The sequence below is a fragment of the Flagellimonas marinaquae genome (genome assembly GCF_023716465.1).
Taxonomy (GTDB): Bacteria; Bacteroidota; Bacteroidia; order Flavobacteriales; family Flavobacteriaceae; genus Flagellimonas; species Flagellimonas alginolytica.
Map to the genome: position 1 here is coordinate 3,641,228 of NZ_CP092415.1, position 20,834 is coordinate 3,662,061.

22 protein-coding genes are annotated in these 20,834 nt (G+C 41.1%); 10 read left to right on the top strand and 12 right to left on the bottom strand.

From position 1 onward, the window contains the following. Position 1: 1 nt before the first annotated feature. Genes glp through MJO53_RS16215 form a run of 9 tightly spaced genes read right to left on the bottom strand, consistent with a single transcriptional unit; the run spans position 2 to position 7,633 of the window. Positions 2–1,168, bottom strand: coding sequence for a gephyrin-like molybdotransferase Glp (glp, locus tag MJO53_RS16175; protein ID WP_252079877.1), 1,167 nt, complete (start codon positions 1,166–1,168; stop codon positions 2–4). Next, entirely contained in the window at positions 1,168–2,160 is a 993-nt protein-coding gene (moaA, locus tag MJO53_RS16180; protein ID WP_252079878.1) for a GTP 3',8-cyclase MoaA, read from the bottom strand. Before moaA ends, glp begins: the two co-directional genes overlap by 1 nt. Next, positions 2,153–3,049 (bottom strand): bifunctional molybdenum cofactor biosynthesis protein MoaC/MoaB, encoded by an 897-nt coding sequence (moaCB, locus tag MJO53_RS16185; protein ID WP_252079879.1) that lies wholly within the window; start codon positions 3,047–3,049, stop codon positions 2,153–2,155. The genes moaA and moaCB overlap by 8 nt, the downstream gene beginning before the upstream one ends. After that, the gene (locus MJO53_RS16190; protein ID WP_252079880.1) at positions 3,050–3,493 is read right to left on the bottom strand and encodes a molybdenum cofactor biosynthesis protein MoaE; all 444 of its coding nucleotides are present in this window, start codon (positions 3,491–3,493) and stop codon (positions 3,050–3,052) included. It abuts the gene before it with no gap. Continuing rightward, positions 3,486–4,499, bottom strand: a complete 1,014-nt coding sequence (locus MJO53_RS16195) for a HesA/MoeB/ThiF family protein (RefSeq protein ID WP_252079881.1) — start codon at positions 4,497–4,499, stop codon at positions 3,486–3,488. The genes MJO53_RS16190 and MJO53_RS16195 overlap by 8 nt, the downstream gene beginning before the upstream one ends. After that, positions 4,496–4,732 carry a MoaD/ThiS family protein gene (locus MJO53_RS16200; RefSeq protein WP_252079882.1) on the bottom strand — a complete coding sequence of 79 codons (237 nt, stop codon included), beginning with the start codon at positions 4,730–4,732 and terminating at the stop codon, positions 4,496–4,498. The genes MJO53_RS16195 and MJO53_RS16200 overlap by 4 nt, the downstream gene beginning before the upstream one ends. Further along, on the bottom strand, positions 4,729–5,331 hold the full coding sequence (locus tag MJO53_RS16205; RefSeq protein ID WP_252079883.1) for a nucleotidyltransferase family protein: 603 nt from the start codon (positions 5,329–5,331) through the stop codon (positions 4,729–4,731). The genes MJO53_RS16200 and MJO53_RS16205 overlap by 4 nt, the downstream gene beginning before the upstream one ends. After that, positions 5,328–6,482, bottom strand: coding sequence for an XdhC family protein (locus MJO53_RS16210; protein ID WP_252079884.1), 1,155 nt, complete (start codon positions 6,480–6,482; stop codon positions 5,328–5,330). Before MJO53_RS16210 ends, MJO53_RS16205 begins: the two co-directional genes overlap by 4 nt. Beyond that, positions 6,479–7,633 carry a cysteine desulfurase family protein gene (locus MJO53_RS16215; protein ID WP_252079885.1) on the bottom strand — a complete coding sequence of 385 codons (1,155 nt, stop codon included), beginning with the start codon at positions 7,631–7,633 and terminating at the stop codon, positions 6,479–6,481. Before MJO53_RS16215 ends, MJO53_RS16210 begins: the two co-directional genes overlap by 4 nt. Positions 7,634–7,784: 151 nt before the next feature. Between MJO53_RS16215 and MJO53_RS16220 the strand changes: the two genes are divergently transcribed. The 6 genes from MJO53_RS16220 (at position 7,785) to MJO53_RS16245 (ending at position 11,829) form a co-directional block, all read left to right on the top strand. After that, positions 7,785–8,114 (top strand): ArsR/SmtB family transcription factor, encoded by a 330-nt coding sequence (locus MJO53_RS16220; RefSeq protein WP_224836756.1) that lies wholly within the window; start codon positions 7,785–7,787, stop codon positions 8,112–8,114. Between the two features lie 46 nt (positions 8,115–8,160). After that, a complete protein-coding gene (locus MJO53_RS16225; RefSeq protein WP_252079886.1) occupies positions 8,161–8,628 on the top strand; it encodes a DUF6428 family protein in 468 nt (155 codons plus the stop codon). A 10-nt stretch (positions 8,629–8,638) separates the two neighbouring features. Next, entirely contained in the window at positions 8,639–9,256 is a 618-nt protein-coding gene (locus tag MJO53_RS16230) for a low molecular weight phosphatase family protein (protein ID WP_252079887.1), read from the top strand. Further along, positions 9,256–10,308, top strand: a complete 1,053-nt coding sequence (gene arsB / locus MJO53_RS16235; RefSeq protein ID WP_252079888.1) for an ACR3 family arsenite efflux transporter — start codon at positions 9,256–9,258, stop codon at positions 10,306–10,308. The genes MJO53_RS16230 and arsB overlap by 1 nt, the downstream gene beginning before the upstream one ends. 72 nt (positions 10,309–10,380) lie before the next feature. Beyond that, the gene (locus tag MJO53_RS16240) at positions 10,381–11,334 is read left to right on the top strand and encodes a TolB family protein (protein WP_252079889.1); all 954 of its coding nucleotides are present in this window, start codon (positions 10,381–10,383) and stop codon (positions 11,332–11,334) included. 45 nt (positions 11,335–11,379) lie between these two features. After that, complete coding sequence (locus MJO53_RS16245) at positions 11,380–11,829, top strand: hypothetical protein (RefSeq protein WP_252079890.1); 450 nt, start codon at positions 11,380–11,382, stop codon at positions 11,827–11,829. A gap of 6 nt (positions 11,830–11,835) precedes the next feature. Here MJO53_RS16245 and MJO53_RS16250 read toward each other — a convergent pair whose 3' ends face one another. Further along, entirely contained in the window at positions 11,836–13,110 is a 1,275-nt protein-coding gene (locus tag MJO53_RS16250) for a thioredoxin-like domain-containing protein (protein ID WP_252079891.1), read from the bottom strand. An 84-nt stretch (positions 13,111–13,194) separates the two neighbouring features. On the opposite strand from MJO53_RS16250, the gene MJO53_RS16255 reads away from it, so the two are divergent. Together MJO53_RS16255 and MJO53_RS16260 are read left to right on the top strand one after the other, a co-directional pair. Then, a complete protein-coding gene (locus MJO53_RS16255; RefSeq protein ID WP_252079892.1) occupies positions 13,195–13,578 on the top strand; it encodes a DoxX family protein in 384 nt (127 codons plus the stop codon). Between the two features lie 47 nt (positions 13,579–13,625). Next, entirely contained in the window at positions 13,626–14,672 is a 1,047-nt protein-coding gene (locus tag MJO53_RS16260) for a DUF4421 family protein (RefSeq protein WP_252079893.1), read from the top strand. 1 nt (position 14,673) lies between these two features. On the opposite strand, the gene MJO53_RS16265 is transcribed toward MJO53_RS16260, so the two are convergent. After that, positions 14,674–16,161, bottom strand: coding sequence for a potassium/proton antiporter (locus MJO53_RS16265; protein ID WP_252079894.1), 1,488 nt, complete (start codon positions 16,159–16,161; stop codon positions 14,674–14,676). A 358-nt stretch (positions 16,162–16,519) separates the two neighbouring features. On the opposite strand from MJO53_RS16265, the gene MJO53_RS16270 reads away from it, so the two are divergent. Continuing rightward, positions 16,520–17,368: a hypothetical protein gene (locus MJO53_RS16270; protein WP_252079895.1), complete on the top strand. Its 849-nt coding sequence runs from the start codon at positions 16,520–16,522 to the stop codon at positions 17,366–17,368. Between the two features lie 684 nt (positions 17,369–18,052). Then, positions 18,053–18,697: a response regulator transcription factor gene (locus MJO53_RS16275; RefSeq protein WP_224836746.1), complete on the top strand. Its 645-nt coding sequence runs from the start codon at positions 18,053–18,055 to the stop codon at positions 18,695–18,697. Between the two features lie 75 nt (positions 18,698–18,772). Here the strand turns inward: MJO53_RS16275 and dnaK are convergent, their stop codons facing one another. Further along, positions 18,773–20,692, bottom strand: coding sequence for a molecular chaperone DnaK (gene dnaK / locus MJO53_RS16280; RefSeq protein WP_224836745.1), 1,920 nt, complete (start codon positions 20,690–20,692; stop codon positions 18,773–18,775). Between the last annotated feature and the right edge of the window lie 142 nt (positions 20,693–20,834).

The following is a 20,834-nucleotide window of genomic DNA, read 5'->3' on the forward strand; positions in this document are numbered from 1 at the left end:
TTTAGGAAATTAGCTTACATCGAATCAAATCACCCACTGTTAACTTTTCGCCATCATCCACAAAAGCGAGCGCGTTACCTTTGGCCATGGATTGAATCATGGACGAGCCTTGACCGTCCAAAATCTCTACTTTTCCGTCAATAACGGCAGCTTTTAAAAAGGATGGACGCCCAAAACGGTTTTCATACCCATGTTTTATTGGGAATTGATAGGTTGGCAAACCAGTCCTCCGATATCCCGATAATCTGTGAAGCAACGGAAGCACGTACACATAAAAACAAGTCAACGAGGATGCCGGGTTTCCTGGTAAGGCAAACACAAATTGATTTTCCTTTCGTCCAAAATAGAGCGGTTTTCCCGGTTTTTGAAACACCTTGTAAAACAACTCCTTAACTCCGTTTTCTTCGAGGGATTGTTTTACAAAATCATAATCCCCGACCGAAATTCCACCAGAAATAATCAACACATCACAAGACTCCAATGCGGTTTTGATGCCTGCTTTTGTGGCCTCAAAATCATCTTGTATCTGTGTCTTTTGATGGTACTGAAATCCGAATTGTCGCAAAGCTCCTGCAATCGCGTAGCTGTTGGATTCGTAAATCTGTCCCACCAACTTTGGTTGACCGGGTTTTACGAGTTCATTCCCTGTTGTGATGATGTTGACTCGCGGCTTGGAAAAAACTTCCAGTTCAGACCTTCCCAAACTGCCCATTAACGCCAAAGAGGGTGGATTCAACATATGTCCTTTTTCAAAAACCTCTTGCCCTTCCGCCAACTGACCGCCCCTTTTTCGGATGTTCTGACCCACTTTGGGCATTTCATCAAGAAATAGCGTCTTGTCTTTAACGGAGGTTTTCTCCTGCATCATCACAGCCGTAGTATTTTCAGGCACCTTCGCACCAGTAAAAATCCGAACCGCTTCGCCATTTTGCAATGAAACTTCCTTGGAATCGCCAGCAGCCACCTCACCTACCAATTTATATTCCTGATAAAGTCCACACAGGGCATATCCATCCATGGCGGAATTATCAAACTCGGGGACATCAAAAGGCGATATAATATTTTTAGAAAGGGCATACCCAAGTGATGCCTCAAGAGGTCTAACCTCAGTTTTCAGGTCAATTTTCTGGTCTTCTATAATACGAAGTGCTTCTTCTATCGTAACCATCAGCCTCCTATTGAAATCATTGAACGGTTTTGCTCGTAGTGTTCTGCATCCATTTTTACGTCCATACCGTCCCGGGAATGTTTTTTGGATTTGATGGACTCCAAAATGATGTTTTCTATGGGTTCTCCATTGCGAAACGCGGTCAATAAATCGGTTTCGGAGGTGGCAAAAAGGCAATTTTTCATTTTTCCATCGGCCGTCAATCGAATACGGTTGCACTCATCACAAAACGGATTGGTAATTGTGCTCACAATCCCAAAACTGCCTTGGTGCCCTTTCACCTTATAGTTGGTGGACGTACTGTGTTTTGGGTTTTGCAAAGTCTCTATTTCCCCGAATTTGTCTCCGACTGTCTGTAAAATTTCTTCTTTGGAAACTCCCTTGCTCCAGTCCCATTTATTCCCCTTAAAAGGCATAAACTCAATAAATTTGACACTTAAATCTTTATGTTGGGTCAGTGCAATAAAATCGTTGATCTCATTATCGTTAACTCCCTTGATCAATACCACATTTAGTTTGATGTGCATGTCCATATCGAGCGCCATTTCGAGATTGCGCATAATGCGCTCGTAATAATCCCGTTTGGTGATGAATATCGATTTTGCCTTGTCCAACGTATCCAAACTAAAATTGATTTTACGCAGGCCAATTTTATCAAACAAGTCCAAATATTTGTCCAGCACAATGCCGTTGGTAGTCAATTTTAGGGTGACACCCAACTTGGCCAACTCTTCGACCAAATAGCCGAAATTCTTCCGAACCAAAGGTTCGCCGCCCGTCAACCGTACCGTATCCACCCCTAAATCCCGAAATGTCCCTGTAATCTCAATGATTTCTTCCAAGGTCATGATGCTGGGTTTTTCCATTAACTCAATACCTTCTTCGGGCATACAGTAAAAGCACCGCAGGTTGCAACGGTCCGTCAATGAAATACGCAGATAGGTATGTGGCCTACCGAAATTGTCTATTATTTGTGGTTTTTTGTCAATCATGCCTTTTTCCTTCTATCACTTTAAATGCATGCAGCACGTGGGGGAAAATCGCATCCATGGACTCTGCCGCACCTTTGGTGGAGCCCGGCAGTGCCAATATCAATTTGCCGTCCTTTATGCCCGCGATGGAACGTGAAAACATCGCATACGGCATACGGTTTTGCCCGTAGCTTCGTATTTGTTCTTCTACTCCTTTTAGTTTGATGTCCAACAAGGGCTCCAAGGTCTGTGGGGTGACATCTCTTGGTCCTACACCTGTTCCTCCTGTAAAAATCAACAGGTCGGCTTTGGTATTTTTCAATTTTTGGATGATTTCGTCAGCTTCATCGGGAATGATGCTTTTTTGGGATGGCACACCCAAAGACTTCAATTTCTCGATAATGGCTTCGCCTGCTTTGTCCTCCCCTTTTCCTTTCGAAATGGTATCGGAACAGACCACCACATCAGCAGTCAATCCCTCTGAGTTTATTTTAAACGAGGACTTCCCTCCTTTTTTGGATTTCAACCGAATGGTGCTTATTTCGACGTTTTTATCAATCGGTTTCAGCATATCGTACATGGTGAGTGCTACTATACTGGCTCCGTGCATCGCCTCCACCTCTACCCCTGTTTTGTAAATGGTCTTGACTGTCATGGAAATGATAATCTCCAAGCCGTTGATTTCATAATCGATTCCCGTGTATTCAATGGGCAAGGGATGACAATCAGGCAACAAATCTGGTGTTTTTTTAACACCCAACAAGCCGGCTGCCTTTGCCATTTCAAACACATTCCCTTTGGGAACGGCATTGTTTTGTATCGCATCAATCGTAGTTTGACTACTCGTTTTTACGATAGCTTCTGCGGTGGCTTCCCGCAAAGTGGTTACTTTATGTGTAATGTCTACCATTTACCTATTTACTTTCCATTGATGGGTTTCGTCTTCAAAAATCTCCTTGCCAAACACAGGTACTTTCGCCTTTATTCCCTCCACAAAAAAGTTGGTCGCTTCAATAGTGATTTTTCGATGTGCCGAAGAGGTGAACACGAACAAGCACAACTCGCCAACCTTTACCTTGCCCAAACTATGATAAATATGGGCACAGGTTATATCGAACTTGGCAAAGGCCTCTTCCCGAATTTCATGGAACACTTTTTCCGCCATTTCTTCATAAGCCGTGTAATCAATTGCGGTGACGGTTTTGCCATCCACTTTGTCCGCTCTTACTTGCCCCAAAAAAATGCTATGGGCGCCAATATTGGTCTTGCTCTGGTGGTTCGCCACCGAAGTTGCTATTTTTTCGGGAGGAATCGCTCCTTGTACAAATACTTTTTTTGGTTTCTTCTTATCCATCAATAATTGTTTCTATACCGCCTTCTACGTTTTTCAAATTGTGAAAGCCGAATTCGTTTTTAAGTATTTCTATGGCGTTTTTGCTTCGTTTTCCTGACTGGCAGAACACAAAAACGTCCTGATTGCTTGGTATTTCTTGGTATCGAGATGTTAAATCCCCCATTGGAATGCTCAGCACCTTTTTGCCTTTCGGTTTGGGTTGTTCGAACACTTCTCGCACGTCGAGATACCAATGTTCTTTGTTTTTTAAATCACAATCGATGTAAACGGGCGCTATTCCGTTTTTGCAAATTTTTTCTACTTCTGCAGGGCGTTTGTTTATGTTGATGGTCTGCTCGCTAGCTTGCATCATATTGATCAACTTTAGCTTACCAGAAAGCACCTCTCCCTCCCCAAGGATGATTTTAAGGACTTCGGCAGCCTGAAGCGTTCCCAAGATGCCCGGTAATACACCCAAAACCCCTGTAGCCTCACAACTGATGTTCTGTCGCGTACTTTTCGGGAACACACAACGATAGGTAGGGCCATTCTTATAATTGAAGACCGACAATTGCCCTTCATTTTTGTAAATGGATGCAAATACCCAAGGTTTATCTGCCAAAATACAAGCATCGTTGATGAGATACTTTGTTTCAAAATTGTCCGTACCATCCAAAACAACATCATATTGCTGTATGATGTTTTCAGCATTAGCCATGGTCAACGGCTCTTTATACACTTCAAACCGCACCTCACTATTTTGTTTTTCTAAGCGTTGTTTACCCACCGCAGCTTTCGATTTTCCAACATCCGATTCTTGAAACAAAACTTGTCGATGCAGATTGGACATATCGACCTTATCATGGTCCATTAAACCAATTTTACCTACTCCTGCACCTACCAAATACATCGCAGCAGGACAGCCCAATCCTCCAACACCAACTAGCAACACCTTGGCATTGCGAAGCTTTTCTTGGCCCTCGAGTCCAACTTCCGTTAGTTTTATTTGTCTGTCGTACCTGCTCATCCTCCTGCGAACGGTGGCAATAGAGCCACTTCGTCTCCATCATTAATTGATATGGTATCATCCAAATTTTGGTTCACGGCTATCTGTACCGAATCTTTGTCCGCTATAGCCAATCCGTTCAAACATTGTACTTTCAGCTCCGAAGCGGTAATCGCTCCGTGCAGTTCCAAAATCTCTTCCGACTTTGCAGCGGCTTCCGCCACCAAACCAAAATATTTTATCGTCACATTCATGCTTCCATTTTCTTTAATTGTCGAACATCCTCTTCCGTATCCACATCAAACCCGCCTTTGTTAAAGGTTTCAGTACCATAGTCGAATTCTTTTGCGTAAATCAACTTTTTCGCTCCTTCGTCTCCTTCCAATTCCATCAACAACGGAAATGCCTCCTTGTTAAAAATAGCGGGAACTCCAATACTATCGTCGTATTTGGAATAGGTCGCTTTTGGTTTCTTGGTGAGTTGAGCTTGCACCAGTTTGGTTAAGTTGATGTGTTCCAAAAAGGGTTGGTCGGATACCAGAAAGAGTGCATGGTCCAATTCTTTCACTGTCAAGGCGGTTTTTAAGCCCAGCTTTATGCTTAATGCCATTCCTTGTTCCCAATCGGGGTTAACCACCACTGTAAACCCATCTGTATCGGTTTGCTCCTGTATCTCTTGATGTTTTGCGCCCAGTACCAAAATCTTGTGTTCAAAGCCAAGCATAATCACTTGTTTCAGGGTATGCTCCAAAAGTGTTTTCCCTTTGAATTCAACCAACTGCTTTGGTCGACCTAAACGGGTAGAGCCACCTGCTGCCAAAACAACCACCGCAATGTTTTCTTCTGAACTCATAGGGTTATTTTTTGAAATTGATTCTGTTTTGTATCGTGAATCGGCTCAGTTTTCTGTTTTAGGGGTCGCGCTCCCTTGTTGGTCAATACACTCTGAATCTCAGCCAAAATGGCTAATCCGATTTCGGCTGGGGTCTCTGAGCCTATTTCCAACCCTACGGGTGCATGGATTTTGGCTAGATCTTCCTTTGACACTTCAATATCTTCATCCAAAAGCTCGTTAAGCATACGATTGTACTTTTTTAACGGCCCAAGGATACCGATATATGGTGTCTCTGCATTTCCAAGCAATAACTTGAGTACCGCTAGGTCATAATTATAATTATGGCTCATCAACACTAAACAAGTGCGTTGATCTATATTGATGTTTTTTAGTGTTTCTTCTGGTTTAGTAACAATAACTTGACATGATCCGACAAAACGTTTTTTATTGGCGTGTGTTGGTCTACCATCGGTAACGGTTACTTTCCATCCCAACAAATCAGCCTGTTGCGCCAGGATTTGGGCATCGTTCCCTGCTCCTACCAAAATCAATTTTACTGGGGGTTGTTGGATTTGGATGAACACAAAATCTGTTTTCTCTTCCGTTGTGAGCTCTGCAAAACAAGATGCATTTTCATTGATGACCTCTCTACTTTTAACAAGCAAAGCTTGTTGTAAATCATCGGGAAGCTGCTGTCCTGAAACTGCCTGATTTTCATCCGTAACCAAACTGGTTCCCAGTTGTTGTTGGGATTTATCCAAATTAAAAACAACAGACACCGCCATTGGAACTTCCTGTTCGGCAACAGTTCTCAATAGCTCACAGGGATTATGCCTATCGGTATAATTAATGGGCTCGAACAAGACTTGAATAATTCCATTACAGCCCAATTGTGCACCGATTACCGCATCATCCTCATCGCTGGTATCGTATGTGACCAATTTGTTTTCCTGTAGGTCCAATGCAAAAAGTGCTTTTCTGAGCGCATCACCTTCCAAACAACCTCCACTTATAGCTCCTGTGATATTTCCATATTCGTCCACCAACATTCGTGCACCGGCTCTCCGATATGATGAGCCCTCAACATGTACTACGGTGGCCAAAATGCAACGGATTTCTTGCAACCTGAGCTCTTGATACTTTGATATGATCATGTCCAACTCTCTCATACAGCAATTGTTTTTAGTTGGTTAACGGCTTTTTTGATTTCAGACAAGGCTTTTTCAACGTCTTCCGAAGAGGTGCTTCGCCCTGTACTGATACGAAGACTGGCCAAGGCCGTTTCATCTTCAATTCCCATCGCTTTTAGCACGTGGGACGTATTTACTTGATTTGAAGTGCACGCAGAACCCCGAGAAACGGCCAACGTGTTCAAATAACGAAGTAGCTTGGTGCCATCAATTACTTTAAACGACACATTTGTGGTATTGGATAACCGTTCTTCATCCAGGCAATTAATGGTTGCTCCTTCTATTGTCAACAACCCCTCCTCCAATTGGTTTTGAAGACTTTTGAATTTTTGCTGATTCTCTACCAAGCTTTGCTTTGCAATTTCACAAGCTGCACCAAAACCAACAATGCCAGGAACATTCAAAGTTCCTGGTCTGACTCCTTTTTCGTGACTGCCTCCATAAAGGTGTTTATCAATGGAAATATTTTTTCTTTTATTCAAGTAAAGTGCGCCAACACCTTTAGGTCCATAGAGTTTGTGTGATGAAAAAATAGCGATATCGATTCCCAATTCTTGTAAATCAACAGGAATTTTACCAACAGCTTGCGTAATGTCGGACATCACAGGAACATTTTTGGAATGCGCTATTTCGGCTATGGTTTTAATCGGATGAATCAAGCCTGTTTCGTTGTTGGCCAACATTAAACACGCCAAAATTGTGGACGGCTTTATCGTTGCCTTCAATACATCCAGATCAAAGTTTCCTTGTCTGTCCACATCCAAATAAGTGACTTCAAAACCATCAGATTCCAATGCTTCCAAAGATTCTAGAAGTGCTTTATGCTCGGTTTTACAGGAAATGATATGATTTCCCTTATTCCTGTTCCCTTTGCAAAATCCAAACAAAGCCAGATTGGCGGCTTCCGTAGCTCCAGATGTAAATGTTATTTCAGTTGCCCTACAATTTACCAGTTTGGCAACTTGATTTCTAGCAGTTTCGACTGCGTCCTCAGCATACCAACCAAAAGAATGGTCGCTGTTCGCATTGCCAAAATTTTGGGTAAAATACGGCAGCATGGCCTCCACTACCTTTGTGTCGGTGGGTGTGGTTGCATTATAATCCAAATATATTTTACGTGTTACTTTCAAGAATTTAGCGTTATGCATAGATGTACATAACGCAATGTACTAAGAATAATAAGAGTTTGCACAGAGTTTTAAATTTCGTTTTAAAATAATTTAGCTATTTTCTTTGGTATGCACTTCTTTAATCGTAATATTGCAATATACAAATAAGATAATGGGCTTAGCCAAAACAGAAATATTTACCGAGAAAGAAAATCGGATTGCGCAGTACGCCAAGGCTTTTGGACATCCAGCCCGCGTGGCTATCTTGCAATACCTGTTTAAGCTCAATACCTGTGTGTGCGGTGATTTGGTAGATGAAATTGGTTTGGCACAACCCACTATTTCCCAACATTTGAAGGAACTGAAAAAAATTGGCCTAATCAAAGGAAATGTCGAGGGCACAAGTGTCTGTTATTGTATTGATGAGGACGAATGGAAACAAATGAAATCCGTAATGTCCGATTTTCTGAATCAAGATACCAAAACCAAAGAGTGTTGCTAAAAAAATTTAAAACAATTAATCGCAATATTACAATAAATATATAGATATGAAATTAGAAGAAGTTAAATCCGCCTTGAGCAAATTGAACATCATCGCCTTTAAATTACCCAACGGAAATTTGGTTCCCAACCATTTTCATGTTACCGAAGTGGGTAAAATCACAAAGCACTTCATTGACTGTGGTGGAACAGTTCGCAACGAGGAGGTGGTCAACTTTCAACTTTGGAACGCCGATGATTACGACCATAGACTGCATCCAGAGAAATTGGTCCATATTATAGAATTGTCCCAAAAAACATTGGGCATCGGTAATCTAGAAGTAGAAGTGGAATACCAAGGGCAGACCATTGAAAAATTCGCTCTTGATTTTGACGGAACCAACTTTCTATTGACCACCAAACAAACCGACTGTTTGGCCAAAGACAATTGTGGTATCCCAACCGAAAAGCCCAAAGTAAAGTTATCCGAATTGCAAAACACACAAACTTGCACTCCTGGAAGTGGATGCTGCTAAAACCCAACTTATGGCACTTTTTGAAAAATTAAACCAATTTGTTTCCGATTTGGATACAACATCAATTGCTGAGGAAAGAAAACAAACCTTATCACCTCTTGTGGAGTACATTCAGGAAAAATTGGATAACCACCAACCCATTCGACTGAATTTAATCTGCACCCACAACTCACGTAGAAGTCATTTATCTCAAGTTTGGGCACAGACCATGGCCCATTATTTTGGGATTGATAATGTGAGCTGTTTTTCCGGGGGAACAGAAGCCACTGCCCTATTTCCGATGGTGGCTTCAACTTTAGCAAGCTGCGGGTTTGAAATAAACATGCTCTCCGAAGGAAAAAACCCAGTGTATGGCATCAAGTTTTCCGAAAACGTACACCCTGTCATCTGTTTTTCCAAAAAAATGGATGATGATTTCAACCCAAAATCAGATTTCGCGGCCATCATGACCTGTTCCCAGGCTGATGAGGGGTGTCCGTTTGTTCCGGGTGCAGAAAAGCGGATTCCAATTACATACGAGGATCCCAAAGCTTTTGATGGCACACCCGAACAGGCTCAAAAATACAGGGAACGAAGCGAGCAAATCGCAACTGAAATGTTTTATGTTTTTTCTCAAATACAAAAATAATGGCAACCAAAAAATTAAGCTTTTTAGATAGAAATCTAACTCTTTGGATATTTGTGGCGATGGCCATTGGGGTCGGAATAGGTTACTTTTTTCCGACATTTCCGGATTTAGTAAATTCTTTCAGCAGCGGGTCTACCAATATTCCCATTGCCATTGGATTGATTTTAATGATGTATCCGCCATTGGCCAAGGTAAAATACTCCTTGCTCCCAAAGGTTTTTAAAAACACCAAAATTCTTTCCATATCACTTTTTCTGAATTGGATCGTGGGGCCTGTTTTGATGTTTGCACTGGCCATAATCTTTCTGCGGGATTACCCTGAATATATGGTCGGGCTTATTTTAATTGGTTTGGCTCGTTGTATTGCCATGGTTTTGGTTTGGAACGATTTGGCCGAAGGCAGCAGCGAATATGGTGCCGGATTGGTAGCTCTGAACAGTATTTTTCAAGTATTTGCCTATAGTTTTTACGCATGGATTTTCATTACCGTCCTCCCTCCCTATTTTGGATTTGAAGGTGCGATCGTAGATATATCCATTGGTACCATTGCCGAGAGTGTGGCCATTTACCTAGGGATACCCTTTTTATTGGGGATTTTAAGCCGCCAAATTTTGGTGAAACTTAAAGGGGAAGATTGGTATACGGAAACCTTTATTCCTGCCATTTCACCGATTACCTTGATTGCACTATTGTTCACCATTGTTGTGATGTTCTCGTTAAAAGGAGAGCTTATTGTTGAAATACCAATGGATGTATTGATCATTGCCGTACCCTTGTTGATTTATTTTGCGCTTATGTTCATTATTGGATTTTTCATCACAAAAGCAATGGGAGCCGAGTACGACAAAACTGCTGCAGTTGCCTTCACAGCTGCGGGAAACAATTTTGAGCTGGCCATTGCCGTGGCCATTGCCGTTTTTGGCCTTAACTCCGGACAGGCATTTACGGGAGTTATTGGACCATTGGTAGAGGTGCCAGCACTAATTTTATTGGTGAAAGTTTCATTTTGGCTCAAGAAAAAATATTTTACGCATAAAACAGTGAAGGCTTAATAGAGTACCTGCATTTTAATATTTCGGGGAGTTTAGTAACTTCAGCCTGATATTCTTAAAAATAGAAGAATCATGGTCAAAGTTATCACCTCCCTTGGAATTGTTTTGCTTTTGATGTCTTGCAATACGGACAAACAAAAGAATCAACTCGAATTAGGGTTGGTATATAATGTTTTGTTGGATGCTGATATTGATAATTATGAGGTGTTCTCCATGGAACTCGATGGTTCCAACAAAACGAACATTACCGATCGGCCCGATCTGGAATGGACCTACTTTTCTCAAGAGGACACCTTATATTTTATTTCGGATAGAAATGCCTGTAAACGCTGCTACTTTCTCTACAAAAGCAGCTTTGATGGCAAAAATATCCAAAAAGTATCCGATTTGGAGTTGGCCGATAGTTGGATGAGTACTAGACATAATGGCTCCGAACTCATCGTTAAACCCAAACTTATTGATGAATCTACTTTTTATGTGCTCAACAAAAACGGAAAAATCATAAAAAGACTGGAAACGGGACTACCATTTGCAGCCGATCCGTTGTTTGTCAATAATGAAGAACAGATTGTTTTTAGGGGCGGTCGCACCAACAGCAAAAGAGTCCAAGGATTCAATGAAGAACTTTACATAATTGATGAGGACGGAAAAAACCTAAAACAACTCACCCATTATCCTGAACAAGACACCACTGCCGCCCAATACGGATACAGGGCGGGAGCTCCTAAATTGCACCCTACCGAAAATTTCGTGACCTATCAAAGCAAACAAAATGGGAAATATAGTCTGTATGCGGTGAGCCTTGATGGAAATAAAAGTTGGAAACTTACTGAGAACAAGCAAAATGAAGGCTGGCACGATTGGAGTCCGGATGGTAATTGGTTGGCCATTGAGCTCTTCGACAACGAGCAATCCCAATTTCATATAGGATTGATGAATTGGGAAACCAAAGAATTGAAAATTTTGACCGATGACACCTATACCTATCAGCAGGCTCCAAACTTTATTTGGAAATCTGGTGAGTAATGGGTTAAACTGTTCCGGCGATTGCGGAAATACCTTAACCAAATTATGATGAAAAGAAAGTTAAACGCTATACTATTTATGGCAATTGCCCTTGCTTTGGGTGCTCTGTTTTACGCAAACAGTATTTTTCCGAAAGATTTTGAGGCCTACTTTAAACCTCAATTTTACAATCAGTTTGGGCCTATTGCCATTTGTATTGAATTGTTCATTGCCGGCATTTATCTGTTCAAAGGGCATAAAAAAAGTAATTTTACGCTTGCCCTGTTCGCTTTTACCGCAGTATTGGACCCCATTTTTGATTTAGCAGGTCTTTTTACTTCCAACGTACCTGTTTATGCCACAATTATCCTGCTGGGCTGTTCTTTTTGGGCATTATACTTGGCTTTTTCCAATACGTATAACCTTGGAAAAATTTCCGTGCCCGAGCTTATTATCAGTTTTGTTTTAGGAACCATAATCGAGCTTTCCTTCAATTATTACTATCAATTTTTGTAACATACATTACTTCTTAACCATATATTCGTCAACAAACCGAACTAAATCCTGACCATGTAAATTTTTGGCCAAGACTTTTCCCTCTGGGTCCAACAAGAAATTGGCCGGAATTGTCTTTAACCTTAACTCCTCCATTACAGGGCTCTGGTCGCCTTGCACATGTGAAGCATGTAACCACCTATATGCTCCGTCTTTTTCAATAGCTTTGGCCCATGCTTTCTTGCTACTCTCCAAACCATAGGCCACGATCATAAAATCTTTGGAACCATACCTTTCCCACAAAGGCACCAGTACATTTCGATTTTCCACTCTACAGGGTGCGCACCAAGATGCCCAAACATCCAACAATATCAGTTTTTTGTTTTTGGACAATTGCCGCAAAGAAGTTTCCGTTCCATCCATCATGGGTAAATGTATCTCTGGAATCGAATCCCCTATAAGAACTGGTAAGTTTTTTTTATCGACTGTTACTGTAAATTGTTGTACCCATTTATGACCAGGATATAAGTTGCTCCATTTTAGGGATTGTGCATAGACCATTTCCGCAATACGCTCAAAATTACCTTCCGGACTCGCCCAACGAATGGCCATTAAGGCTGGCAATAGGTGCGCTGTGGTATCCGCAAAATCAATTAACTTGCCTTGATATGCTTTTAGATTTTTCTCGCGCTCCAATAATCCCTCATCGGTTAAGTTCGAGCTGTTTTCCTTTTCAAAGTGATATTTATAAGCATCCCTACGCAAATCCCTCAATTCCAACATCGCTGCATTGGCAGGTGATGGATTCGCAATGGAGAAGCTAGATTGAAAATTTGCCATCTCGGCATCAACCCTTAAAGAAGTACCTGGCTCATACACCAACGGAAAATAATTGTCCGTACTCGGGTTTTCGTTCAGTAATTTATTGGGGTACTTCTCCCCTCTTTTCTGCACCACAAGCATCAACACCGTTTTATCTTTAAAGTCTGGCAATTTTCCCAATTGAAAGCTCCCATCGCTGTTTACTTCGGCCGAATCCAATACCTTTCCCACAAAACTTTGGGCGATATCGTTAAATTTTTCTGGATGGACCACATAAATCATAGGCTTCCAATTTTCTGAATTTTCCAAATGAAGAGACCCTGAAAGCCATGGAGTATCCGAACAGGAATGCAATGCGAACAGAACTAAAATGAGAAGTTTCAGTGAATTTTTCATGGTCATAAAAGTAACCAATTCTGCTTTGGATTCTACTCTTTCCCTAACTCTAAAAATAGCTTGACCAGAGAATGAAAAATTCACAGATCGGACACTTATTTACTGATTTACGGTTATTTACCCCATGTTGTAACGACCAATCTATCATTCAACACAAACAGTAACATTATGAAAACAAAAAACATTGTCCATTTAATTTTAAGATTGGTTCCAGCAGCTATCCTTTTACAAACGCTTTACTTTAAATTTTCGGCAGCCCCGGAATCCGTCCATATTTTTACAACACTCGGTTTGGAGCCTTATGGCAGAATTGGTCTTGGCGTAATCGAACTGATCGTAGCCATTCTTATTTTGGTTCCGAAAACTACTTGGATAGGTGCCATTTTGGGCATTGGCATTATGCTGGGCGCCATATTTTCCCATATTACAGAATTGGGTATAGTGGTACAAAATGATGGAGGTGTACTTTTTACCCTAGCTTTGGTTACTTTTATTTTCTGCGTAATTCTTGTTTGGGTCAACCGAAATCAAATCCCATATTTGAACAAATAGCATGTAAAAACCGAATTTTACCAAATAACAACATATCTTGTATGGGTATGGCTTTTTACACTAACTTTTGTCCATCTATCCATTACTTTGCAGGGTGCACTATTTTATTCCTTTTTGGGTATGGGTTCAACTGTAATGCACAGAATGATACGGTCGCACTTATCAACTATTCGGATAAAATTATTGTAAAGGCCAACATCGATACCCGAAACGATGCATTTTTCTATAGAAACAAAGAAGAAAACACCCGACTTCACTTAAAACCCAATACTAGATACCGCTTGTTTTTATCCCTAGATTACGAGTTTTTAGGAGTTAGTGTCGGTTTTGTGCCAAAATTCCTGGATGCAAACAACGATGAAAACCTAAAAGGAGAATCTACTTTCTCGGACTATCAGTTCAGATTTTTTCTTGGCAAATGGGTTCAAGGGCTCCATTACCGTAAAATTTCAGGATATTATATTCGGAACACTAAGGATTTTGCCCCTAATTGGATCAAAGGGACAGACCCTTACTTACAGTTCAACAATTTGTTCAGTGAGGTATTCGGAATGTCCACTTCCTATGTTTTTAACCCTAATTTTTCCTATAGAAACATTGTTTACCAAAACGAATGGCAAAAGATAAGCAGTGGAAGTCTAATAGGCTCATTGCATTACGACTACAGCATTTTTGATTTAAATGAAGAAGAGATAATAAGCAGGGAAAAGTTTTTTAATGTACGATTGGAACCTGCCTATTATTACACATTTGTACTTCGTGATAATTGGTTTTTATCTGCAAACATGTCCCCTTCACTAGGTTTGCGATTTTCCAAAACAGAATCGGAAGTTGACAGCAATCCCATTATTGAAAACAATACTTATATTGTGCGCCGACTGGCTGGTGGTCTTAATGTGGGATACAGCTCAAAAAGGGTAATTTATGGGTTGAACTTTACATTTAGTGCAGACTGGTACAACGAAGACAAAGTTTCATCAACTGAAAACGACCAGCTCTACGGTTCAGTTTATATAGGTTACCGGTTTGACCCTCCTAAGTTTGTACAAAAAATTTTTAAACCTTTGACAGGTCGAAACACTATAGACCAATAACCTAATCTCCAATTTCTTCTTCTTTCTTTTTTAAAGAGAGGGATTCGTATACCTTATCGAGGATTTCGGGCTTATCGGTCAATACTACCAATTTATCGTTTGCCGCTATTTCGGTAAGTCCATTCGGGGTAATATAGTTTCCATCGCGTTCGATCATGGCGATAATGGCATTTTTTGGAAATCCAAGATCAACGATCTTAACTCCATTGGAAGGACAGGTTTTCGTTATTTTTATTTCCTTCATTATCGCCTTTGGGTGCTCGGACAACAACTCATCCGTAGCGGACAAGGGTTTTACACGCTCCGGTAATCCCACATGGAGCCATTTGGCCACAATGGACAGCGTACTCCCCTGAATTAAAACGGATGTGATCGAAACAAAGAAGACAATATTAAAAATAACGTTTGCCTTATCTATTCCTGCCAAAAGCGGATAGGTAGCAAATACAATGGGCACTGCTCCCCGCAACCCGACCCAAGAAATGTAGAATCGTCGTCTCATCTTCATACGAAAAGGCAAAAGGGAAATCAGTACGGCCAATGGCCGGGCCACAAAAATCAGAAATAGGGAGATCATTATTCCTATTCCAATAAAAGGCACTATTTCTGTTGGAAATACCAGCAGGCCCAAGGTAAGGAACAAAACAATCTGCATAAGCCATGCGAGTCCATCGAACATTCGCATGATGGTTTTTTTATGGATTATATTCTGATTACCAAGGTATACGGAACAAATATAAATTGCCAAAAAGCCGTTGCCCCCAATAAAATCGGTAGCCGAAAAAGTAATGAACATCAAAGCAATGGTAAGCACGGGGTACAACCCCTCAAAATCCAACCGAATCTTATTTATAATGATCTTACTTAGCTTTCCGAACAAAAAGCCAGCTGCTCCACCGAGCACCATTTGTAGTAAAAACATGGGCAAAACCGATACAATGTTTTTTTCGGGATACTGCACCAAGGTTAAAAAAGCAATGGTAAGCACATAGGCCATGGGGTCGTTACTCCCGCTTTCCAGCTCTAGTGTGGGCCTTAGGTTTTTCTTTAGCGCCAAATTCTTGCCTCGTAATATCGAAAATACTGCAGCTGCATCCGTAGAAGACACAATTGCCCCCAACAAAAGACTTTCGTATAAGGTAAAATCGGTTATCAAATACACAAAATAACCTAACCCTACAGCCGTTAACAACACTCCCAAGGTGGACAGTGCAATTCCTTCCTTCAACACCGGTTTTACAGACTGCCAATTGGTATCCAGTCCGCCCGAGAACAATATAAAGTTCAAGGATACAACACCCACGAACTGCGCTATTTTGGGATTATCGAAATAAATACCCCCTATTCCATCCGATCCGGCCAACATACCAATGGTCAAAAACAACAATAAAGTGGGAATACCGAACCGATAGGTGGTCTTACCGGCCAAAATACTGATCAGCAGTAATACCGAACCTATTAATATGATGTTTTCTATGGTGATGTTCATATGGTAGCAAGGATTTAAAGTAGGACAACAGACAACATCAATTATTTGCTGAATTTTCAGAATCACGAAGTTAATTCAATTAGTTTGATTTTAGCTCCATAATAAACAATCGAACCAATCCTATGTATCAAGTTTTAGTTTTTAAAGGCTGATTTTTAAATTATCGCGACAGTCGTCAAAAAACACAAAAACCACGTTTAAATACATTTTTAAGTGGACACCCGTGTTAAATAGCTAAAAAATAATCGGTGAAATGCACTTTTTAGTCGTTAAAAGTAAAAACCTATGAAAAATTGATAAGTATTCCCTGCAATTGTTTTTGATCTTTGCTGTGTATTAACCCCCAAATCTATACATCATGACACGATCTACTATTTACAGCCTACTTGTTTCAGGATTAATGCTAACCAGCCAGACTACTTTTGCACAGGCAGACGAAAAAATAATAAACGATACGATGAACGGGAGCGTTTCCACTATTGATGGTTATGTGCCTTCCATGTCGATAACGGAAGATGGAAAAACTGCTTATTTTAGCAAGGGCACTTACCAGAAGCCCCTTTATGGTGTTTTTTCCAAAAAAGAATTGGTATACCACGTGTACCGTGCCGAAAAAGTGAACGGTGAGTGGACCAATATTACCCAATTGGAGGTATGCTCAAAACACTACTCTGCCAAACATCCTACTGTTACCGCAGATGGCAAGCGTTTGTTCTTTGCCTCGAACATGAAGGGATCATTTGGCAAGTACGATATTTACGTTACGGAGATTGCAGCCGATGGCTCCGTGGGCGTTTCCAAAAACTTGGGCCCCAAAGTCAATACCAAAGAAGATGAACTTTACCCAAGCATCTATAATGAAACTCTACTGTTTTTTGCTTCCGAAGGAAGAGATGGATATGGAGGATTAGACCTATATGCCTCACAGGTGGTAAAAAACACACTCACCGCATCCGTAAACCTTGGCGCCCATATTAATAGTGATAGCGACGAATACGCGATACAGCTAAGTCCAGAGAAAAAAATGGGTTTTGTGGTGTCCAATAGAGGTTTCAACAACACGGTATCACAATATACTGTAGCCTACGGACGTTCAAGTAAGCAGAAACAGTATATCGATGTTGCCAGCAATAACGCCGGATTCGAAACTGTGCTGAACGATGATACCCGTGAATACGCGGATACGTCTTTCCAAGATCAACAATAATAGGTTACAATTTACATACTGAATCGGTCAATAAACCTGATACGTGTCTTGTGAAACTGTTTCATAGCCGAGATTAGAAACACTCATGACAATGATAAGAAAGACAGGGGGAAACTGACAGACTATCATAATAGCGGGTTGTATTATTTCAATCTGACCGATTTACTTCAAGAATAGGATGCTGATGGGACGGCATCCTATTTTTTTTTACAACTACTTGATTATATATTATTTACACTAATTTATAGTGTGTTAGATCATATAAAAACCACTTTGGAGCAAATGTAAAAAAGTGCATTTGAACGAAAATGACTACAAATATTATATGCGATAGTTAAAATTTTCTAAATTCGTTAGTGAAATAATACAATCCCAAATCTATTATGTCATGAAAAAAAATTACAACACTCTAAAAAAAGGCGTCCCAAAACCTCTTTTTACTTTACTTTTTTGACGAGTAAAATCCTCAACTACACAATGTATAGCTCTTGATCCCTTTAGGGATCAGACCCAATTTTGGAGAACCCAATATGGTGTTCATACTGTTGTTGCCCTTGTATTGGGCAATGCAGTAAAGCATTTTATTGGTTCGTCCCAACTTCAAAATTGTGGATGCGGACGATATTGTCCTAAACTTAACCTACAAAAATTTATGTAACAGTTTACCCCCAAATCTTTCTTATCATGAAAAAGAATGCATTAAAAATTGCTGTCATCGACAATGACGACACGCTTGCTGGCATTTACACCCAGTACTTCCAAGAAACTGAAGACTACGAACTTCTCGGGGTCTACACCTCGGTTCATGGTCTATTATCTAGTTTTGTTCGTTCCCATCCGGACATTATAATCTGCGAAACCATGCTCAACGGTATTTCTGGAATAGAGGGCCTAGATTATTTTTATCGTAAAAACAAGGACCTTAAGGTTTTGATGATGAGTCGAAAAAACGATTTTCAACTCATAAAGGAAGCCTTTAAGAAGGGTGCCAATGGCTACTTGATCAAACCGATTACCAAAGATAGGTTGTTAAATGCCCTCGATGCGCTGGACCGGCACGGGATTGCCCTGGAACTGGATGTGGCAAAAAAAATCATCGATTCGTTCCAAACAAAATCGTTCGATGTCTTCTCTAAAAAGGAGAACGAGATCATAGAGTTGCTCACCCAGGGCTTTACCTATAAAATGATTGCGGACAAGCTATTTGTTACACCCAGCGCCGTGAATTTTCATATACAGAACATTTATGTAAAGTTAAATGTGAACTCAAAATCGGAAGCGTTGAGAAAAATCAAGGAAATGGAGACACAACAATTGAACGCCGCGTAAACCGGAAACTTTCATTAAACAAAAAACCCTGACATAATCGTCAGGGTTTTTTCTATATAGTAAAACGTATTTGATTTACTTCACTTCTTCAAAGTCCACATCTTCCACGTTGTCGCCTTCAGCTGCTCCACCATTATTGGCAGCACCTTCAGCTCCACCGGCAGATGCTCCTGCGGCACCACCTTGCGCTTCGGCCTGTGCTTTGTACATTTCTTCGGAAGCAACTTTCCATGCCTCGTTGATTTTTTCCAAAGCTGGTGTGATCACCGCAAGGTCCTTGCCTTCATAAGCTTTCTTCAACTCCTCCAAAGCCTCTTCGATTGGCTTTTTCTTGTCGTCGGACAATTTATCACCAAATTCGCTCAGTTGCTTTTCTGTTTGGAAGATCATCGCATCGGCCTCGTTCAATTTATCGGCAGTTTCCTTCGCTTTTTTATCTGCTTCGGCATTTGCCTCGGCTTCCGCCTTCATCTTTTTGATTTCCTCCTCGGTCAAACCAGAAGAAGCCTCGATACGGATATCTTGGGATTTTCCAGTAGCCTTGTCGGTAGCAGAAACCTTGATGATACCATTGGCATCAATATCAAAGGTCACTTCAATCTGAGGCGTACCTCTTGGCGCAGGTGGAATTCCATCCAAATGGAACCTACCTATTGTCTTGTTATCGGCTGCCATTGGGCGCTCTCCTTGCAACACGTGGATTTCAACCGAAGGTTGATTGTCCGCCGCCGTGGAGAACACTTGTGACTTCTTGGTCGGGATGGTCGTATTCGCCTCGATCAATTTGGTGAATACACTTCCCATGGTCTCGATACCCAAAGATAGCGGGGTAACATCCAAAAGAAGAACATCTTTTACATCTCCTGTCAGCACACCACCTTGTATTGCAGCACCAACGGCCACAACCTCATCCGGGTTTACACCTTTGGACGGTTTTTTGCCGAAGAACTTCTCAACAGCTTCCTGTACCGCAGGAATACGGGTAGAACCTCCCACTAATATGATCTCGTCGATATCGCTTTTGGAAAGTCCAGCGGATTTCAATGCTTTCTCACATGGATCGATCGTTCTTTTTACCAGATCCGCGATCAATTGCTCGAACTTGGAACGAGACAATGTTCTCACCAAGTGCTTTGGACCTGATGCCGTGGCGGTTACATAAGGTAAATTGATTTCTGTTTGTGCAGAAGAAGACAATTCAATTTTGGCCTTTTCGGCAGCCTCCCTCAAACGCTGAAGGGCCATCGGGTCTTTACGAAGGTCCATGTCCTCATCCTTAATGAACTCTTCTGCCAACCAATCGATTATTTTTTGGTCCACATCGTCACCACCCAAATGGGTATCGCCATCTGTAGCCAATACTTCAAAAACACCATCGCCCAATTCCAAAATGGAAACGTCGTGCGTACCACCTCCAAAGTCGAATACCACTATTTTTTGGTCCGTGTCTTTTTTGTCCAATCCGTACGCCAAGGATGCTGCGGTTGGCTCGTTGATTATACGTTCTACGGTTAGACCCGCTATTTCTCCAGCTTCTTTGGTAGCTTGCCTTTGTGAATCGTTAAAATATGCAGGAACGGTGATTACCGCTCTGCTAACATCTTGCCCCAAGTAATCCTCTGCCGTCTTCTTCATTTTTTGAAGAATCATTGCGGATAATTCTTGAGGTGTGTACAAACGACCATCGATATCCACCCGTGGCGTATCGTTGTCCCCTTTTACCACATTATAAGGAACCCTATTGGCTTCCTTGCTGGATTCTGAGTATTTGTTGCCCATAAACCGCTTAATGGAGTAAATCGTTTTGTGAGGGTTGGTTACCGCTTGTCTTTTTGCCGGATCACCTACCTTGATTTCCCCTCCTTCAACAAATGCAATCATCGATGGAGTGGTTCGCTTACCTTCGGCGTTTGGAATTACCACAGGCTCGTTACCTTCCATTACAGAGACGCAGGAGTTGGTCGTACCTAAGTCTATACCTATAATTTTGCTCATCGTATCTAAAGTTATGTCTGTTTAAAAATATTTTTGTTTGCTCTTTAAATGTCAATGTTCATGCCACGGGCCGTAATATGACAAGCTGTCATATTTTTGAGGATTATTTGATTTTAACCCTGTTACAGCAAGGTTTGTTCGG

Bases quoted from the DNA above. Each gene is read 5' to 3' on its own strand.
- MJO53_RS16205 (WP_252079883.1), bottom strand. From the start codon at position 5,331: ATGAGTTCAGAAGAAAACATTGCGGTGGTTGTTTTGGCAGCAGGTGGC.
- moaCB (WP_252079879.1), bottom strand. From the start codon at position 3,049: ATGGTAGACATTACACATAAAGTAACCACTTTGCGGGAAGCCACCGCA.
- MJO53_RS16240 (WP_252079889.1), top strand. From the start codon at position 10,381: ATGGTCAAAGTTATCACCTCCCTTGGAATTGTTTTGCTTTTGATGTCT.
- MJO53_RS16245 (WP_252079890.1), top strand. From the start codon at position 11,380: ATGATGAAAAGAAAGTTAAACGCTATACTATTTATGGCAATTGCCCTT.
- MJO53_RS16220 (WP_224836756.1), top strand. From the start codon at position 7,785: ATGGGCTTAGCCAAAACAGAAATATTTACCGAGAAAGAAAATCGGATT.
- MJO53_RS16190 (WP_252079880.1), bottom strand. From the start codon at position 3,493: ATGGATAAGAAGAAACCAAAAAAAGTATTTGTACAAGGAGCGATTCCT.
- MJO53_RS16200 (WP_252079882.1), bottom strand. From the start codon at position 4,732: ATGAATGTGACGATAAAATATTTTGGTTTGGTGGCGGAAGCCGCTGCA.
- dnaK (WP_224836745.1), bottom strand. From the start codon at position 20,692: ATGAGCAAAATTATAGGTATAGACTTAGGTACGACCAACTCCTGCGTC.
- MJO53_RS16275 (WP_224836746.1), top strand. From the start codon at position 18,053: ATGAAAAAGAATGCATTAAAAATTGCTGTCATCGACAATGACGACACG.
- MJO53_RS16195 (WP_252079881.1), bottom strand. From the start codon at position 4,499: ATGAGCAGGTACGACAGACAAATAAAACTAACGGAAGTTGGACTCGAG.
- arsB (WP_252079888.1), top strand. From the start codon at position 9,256: ATGGCAACCAAAAAATTAAGCTTTTTAGATAGAAATCTAACTCTTTGG.
- MJO53_RS16265 (WP_252079894.1), bottom strand. From the start codon at position 16,161: ATGAACATCACCATAGAAAACATCATATTAATAGGTTCGGTATTACTG.
- moaA (WP_252079878.1), bottom strand. From the start codon at position 2,160: ATGATTGACAAAAAACCACAAATAATAGACAATTTCGGTAGGCCACAT.
- MJO53_RS16260 (WP_252079893.1), top strand. From the start codon at position 13,626: ATGGCTTTTTACACTAACTTTTGTCCATCTATCCATTACTTTGCAGGG.
- glp (WP_252079877.1), bottom strand. From the start codon at position 1,168: ATGGTTACGATAGAAGAAGCACTTCGTATTATAGAAGACCAGAAAATT.
- MJO53_RS16270 (WP_252079895.1), top strand. From the start codon at position 16,520: ATGACACGATCTACTATTTACAGCCTACTTGTTTCAGGATTAATGCTA.
- MJO53_RS16255 (WP_252079892.1), top strand. From the start codon at position 13,195: ATGAAAACAAAAAACATTGTCCATTTAATTTTAAGATTGGTTCCAGCA.
- MJO53_RS16225 (WP_252079886.1), top strand. From the start codon at position 8,161: ATGAAATTAGAAGAAGTTAAATCCGCCTTGAGCAAATTGAACATCATC.
- MJO53_RS16210 (WP_252079884.1), bottom strand. From the start codon at position 6,482: ATGAGAGAGTTGGACATGATCATATCAAAGTATCAAGAGCTCAGGTTG.
- MJO53_RS16230 (WP_252079887.1), top strand. From the start codon at position 8,639: ATGGCACTTTTTGAAAAATTAAACCAATTTGTTTCCGATTTGGATACA.